We start from the raw sequence: 3,556 nt of genomic DNA on the forward strand, positions 1-3,556 counted from the left end.
CAAAAAACACTTCAACAAACTGAAATTCAACAACTTTTATTTCAGATACTATTTCAGAACTTTCAAAACACCATCAATCCAAAATCCAAACAGCCCAAAACCATCCAGTTCTCACATCAACAAACAGCAAAGGTCGTCTGACATCAGTTTCAGACGACCTTTGCTAATCCAAATACACCATTAACCGAATAACTTTCATCTTAACGCTGCAGCAAGATTTCCAATACAAACTTACTACCCACATAAGCAAACATTAGACTGACAAACCCGATAATTGTCCAAACAGCAGCCTTTTTACCGCGCCATGCCGTCATACTGTGCTTAAGCAGCAACGCACCGTAAATTAACCATGAGAGGATGCCGAATACTGTTTTATGGGTAAATGTAACGGGCTTACCGAATACAGCCTCCGCAAAAAATGTCCCGCTGACAACTGAATAGGTCAATAAAATAAAACCTACCCACATCCCCTGGAACATGAGCTTTTCCAAGCTCAGTAAAGACGGTAGAAAACCGGACAAACTGGAAACACGTCGTTTATGCAAGTTGCGGTTGATTAGCAAAATCAAAACGGCAAACAAGGTCACAATACCGAATAAACCGTATGCCAGCAGCGATGTACCAATGTGCGACATAAACGGTAAATCATTGATTTGGTATCCGACATATTTCCCTGGAAACAGCGCACCCAATAACAAGGTAAACGCTGCGCACGGATACAAAAGCAGCTGCAATCCGCGCAGACGATAAAAAAAACTACCAACGAAATACACCAGCAGCATCAACCATACAATCAAACTGACGGAATATCCAAAGCCCATAATCAAAACCTTGTCTTGAATGACAGGCATGAGCAAGACGGCACCGTGCATGGTCAGCGCAGCACCCAAAACAGCCAGCTCGGCTTTTAGAGGATAATCTTTAATCTCTCGGGTCTTGTGGTTGAACCAAACGAATATACCCAATCCGGCATACACCAGTATCAGGCAAATCAGGATAGTCGGCATAACAAACTTTCTTGGCGCGCATACATAACAGCACGCGATAGTGTAAAATAATCTCAATTTTATTTTAGCAAAGAATGCCCCGAACAGGGCAGCTATTATCATTACCAAGGACAAGCATGTTAGACAACTTAACCAACCGCTTTAGTAAAGTTTTCAAAAATATCCGCGGTCAAGCAAAACTGACAGAAGACAACATCAAAGAGGCATTGCGTGAAGTCCGCCTTGCCCTGCTCGAAGCGGACGTAGCCCTGCCCGTCGTAAAAGAATTTGTCAACAACGTCAAAGAAAAAGCGCTCGGGCAGGAAGTTGCCGGCAGCCTGACTCCCGACCAAGCCTTTATCGGCGTAGTCAACCAAGCCCTAATCGAATTGATGGGCAAAGAAAATTCCTCTTTGGACTTGGCAGCCGTACCGCCGGCTGTCGTTTTAATGGCGGGTCTGCAAGGTGCCGGTAAAACCACCACCGTTGGCAAACTCGCCCGCCTGCTGAAAAACGAACAGAAGAAAAAAGTCTTGGTCGTTTCAGCCGACGTATACCGCCCTGCTGCTATCGAACAGTTGCGCCTTTTGGCTGAGCAAGTCGGCATTGACTTCTTCCCTTCCGATTCCAATCAGAAACCTGTCGAAATTGCCACTGCTGCGATTGATTATGCAAAAAAACACTTTTACGACGTCTTGATGGTCGATACCGCCGGACGCTTGGCAATCGACGAAGAGATGATGAATGAAATCAAAGCGCTGCACGCAGCCGTCAATCCCGTCGAAACCTTATTCGTCGTCGATGCCATGTTAGGTCAAGACGCCGTAAACACCGCACAAGCATTCAACGAAGCCCTTCCGCTGACCGGTGTCATCCTGACCAAAATGGACGGCGATTCGCGTGGCGGTGCAGCATTGTCTGTGCGCCACGTTACCGGAAAACCCATCAAATTTATCGGTATCGGTGAAAAAATCACAGGACTCGAACCCTTCTACCCAGACCGTATCGCCAGCCGCATCCTCGGCATGGGCGACGTGTTGAGCCTGATTGAAGATGTCCAAAAAGGTATAGACGAAGAAGCCGCTGCCAAAATGGCAAAAAAGCTGCAAAAAGGCAAAGGCTTCGACCTCAATGACTTTAAAGAACAAATCCAGCAAATGCGTAATATGGGCGGTCTGGAAAGCCTGATGTCAAAAATGCCGGGTGAACTGGGTCAGATTTCCAAACAAATTCCCGAAGGCACGGCAGAAAAAGCCATGGGTAAAGTCGAAGCCATCATCAACTCCATGACGCCCAAAGAACGTGCCAACCCAACCCTGCTCAAAGCCAGCCGCAAACGCCGCATTGCCGCAGGTGCCGGCACCAGCGTGGAAGAAGTCAACAAAATGCTCAAACAGTTTGAACAATCGCAGCAAGTGATGAAAATGTTCAGCGGGAAAGGACTGGGCAAACTGATGCGTATGGCAAAAGGCATGAAGGGCATGAAAGGAATGTTCCCCGGAATGTAATCAACAGGAAAACTAAGAGGGGTCGTCTGAAAACTGAAATTGGGTTTTCAGACGACCTCTCTTTATGTATAGGCATCGGGAATTAAGCCTTTTATTCTATATTCATATTCAGTTGAGCAAATCCGCCAGACAAAACAAAAACCCGCAGCATAGCTGCGGGTTTGATACCTATTTAACACTAAACCGGTATTACCATTCGTAGTTCACGCCTACGTTGTAAGATGCGGAGCCGCCTGAAGAGGTGCCCACTGCAAGACCGGCCTTGGCTGCAAAGTTTTCATTGAAGCGGTAGCCTGCACCGACTGCAACTGCGGTGTCAGATTTGAAACCACCCAAAGCAGCGGTAACGTTGAACTTACCAACGCTGTAAGGTTGGAACAGACCGCTGAGGGCTGCTTGTGCAGCAAGACCTTGGCGGGTCTCTTTGCGCAGATTAGCTACGTTTTTGTCCAAGCTGTCGATACGTGCTGAGTTTTTAGCAATACCAGCAGCGTGTTGGCTGCTTGCAGTTTGCAGTGTCGCAATATCGGCTTTGTTAGCAGCAACTCGTGCTTCATTGGCTTTAACTGCATCTTGAGCTTGAGCAGCAGCAGTTTGCGCCGCACTTGCTACATTATTGGCAGTAACAGCGGATGCTTGTGCGGCTTTGGCAGATTCTTGGGCTTCTTTAACAGCACCTTGTGCCGCTTGAGCTGATTTTTGAGCATCAACAGCTATTGTTTTTACGCTTTCTACGGCAATCTGATCAGCTTTGTTTTTGATGGCATCCGTGTTGGCAGTCACACCTTTACTGATGTCATTAACAACTTCTTTCAAACCCATACCTTCAAAATCAGCATTTTTAACATCTTCTTTAGTAGCTGTTTTGATAGATTTAATGCCGTCTTTGTCGGTAACAACAATTTCATCGCCTTCTGCAAAGCCGTTGAGCGCTTGAGCATTCTCAACTGATGCAAGTGCAGCTTGTTCGGCAGCTTTTTTCAAAGTACTGATATCTTCACCCAAGCTGGTAATCGCATTGTTGAAACCCTCATTGGCCTCTCCTTGCTCTGCCAATAGTGC

At 46.6% G+C, this 3,556-nt stretch carries 3 protein-coding genes; 1 reads left to right on the forward strand and 2 read right to left on the reverse strand.

What is annotated here, in order from left to right; translation table 11 throughout:
* Positions 1-200: 200 nt before the first annotated feature.
* Positions 201-1,007 carry a cytochrome C assembly family protein gene (locus HMPREF2572_RS00630; protein ID WP_070495416.1) on the reverse strand — a complete coding sequence of 269 codons (807 nt, stop codon included), beginning with the start codon at positions 1,005-1,007 and terminating at the stop codon, positions 201-203.
* A 116-nt stretch (positions 1,008-1,123) separates the two neighbouring features.
* Here HMPREF2572_RS00630 and ffh point away from each other — a divergent pair, with 116 nt between their 5' ends.
* Complete coding sequence (gene ffh / locus HMPREF2572_RS00635) at positions 1,124-2,494, forward strand: signal recognition particle protein (protein ID WP_003780112.1); 1,371 nt, start codon at positions 1,124-1,126, stop codon at positions 2,492-2,494.
* Positions 2,495-2,683: 189 nt separating this feature from the next.
* Here ffh and HMPREF2572_RS00640 read toward each other — a convergent pair.
* The coding region (locus HMPREF2572_RS00640) for a YadA C-terminal domain-containing protein (RefSeq protein WP_210385274.1) at positions 2,684-3,556 on the reverse strand (873 nt) is incomplete at its 5' end.

The sequence above is a fragment of the Neisseria sp. HMSC064E01 genome (assembly GCF_001808875.1).
Taxonomy (GTDB): Bacteria; Pseudomonadota; Gammaproteobacteria; order Burkholderiales; family Neisseriaceae; genus Neisseria; species Neisseria sicca_A.